1 protein-coding gene is annotated in these 602 nt (G+C 63.1%); it reads left to right on the top strand.

All coding sequences use genetic code 11. The annotated features are described in order from the left end of the window. A partial coding sequence (locus tag WS75_RS10430; protein ID WP_059680421.1) for an amino acid ABC transporter ATP-binding protein occupies positions 1-602 on the top strand: 602 nt, incomplete at both ends.

Genomic DNA, 602 nt, shown 5'->3' with positions numbered 1-602 from the left:
GGCTCCGGCAAGTCGACGCTGATCAAGACCGTCAACGGCCTCGAGCCGTTCCAGCAGGGCGAGATCCTCGTGAACGGCCAGTCGGTCGGCGACAAGAAGACGAACCTGTCGAAGCTGCGCTCGAAGGTCGGGATGGTGTTCCAGCATTTCGAGCTGTTCCCGCACCTGTCGATCACCGAGAACCTGACGCTTGCGCAGGTCAAGGTGCTCGGCCGCGGCAAGGACGAAGCGACCGACAAGGGCATGAAGCTGCTCGATCGCGTCGGCCTGAAGGCGCATGCGCACAAGTTTCCGGGCCAGCTGTCGGGTGGCCAGCAGCAGCGGGTCGCGATCGCGCGCGCGCTTTCGATGGACCCGATCGCGATGCTGTTCGACGAGCCGACGTCCGCGCTCGATCCCGAGATGATCAACGAAGTGCTCGACGTGATGGTCGAGCTCGCGCAGGAAGGGATGACGATGATGGTCGTCACGCACGAGATGGGCTTCGCGAAGAAGGTCGCCCACCGCGTGATCTTCATGGACAAGGGCGCGATCGTCGAGGACGACCGCAAGGACGATTTCTTCTCGAATCCGAAGTCGGATCGCGCGAAGGACTTCCTCGC

Origin of the sequence: Burkholderia sp. FL-7-2-10-S1-D7, assembly GCF_001524185.1 — a bacterium.
In the GTDB taxonomy this organism is placed as follows: Bacteria; Pseudomonadota; Gammaproteobacteria; order Burkholderiales; family Burkholderiaceae; genus Burkholderia; species Burkholderia diffusa.
Note: the sequence above shows the minus strand (reverse complement) of the source record. Positions and strands in the feature narration are given on the sequence as shown.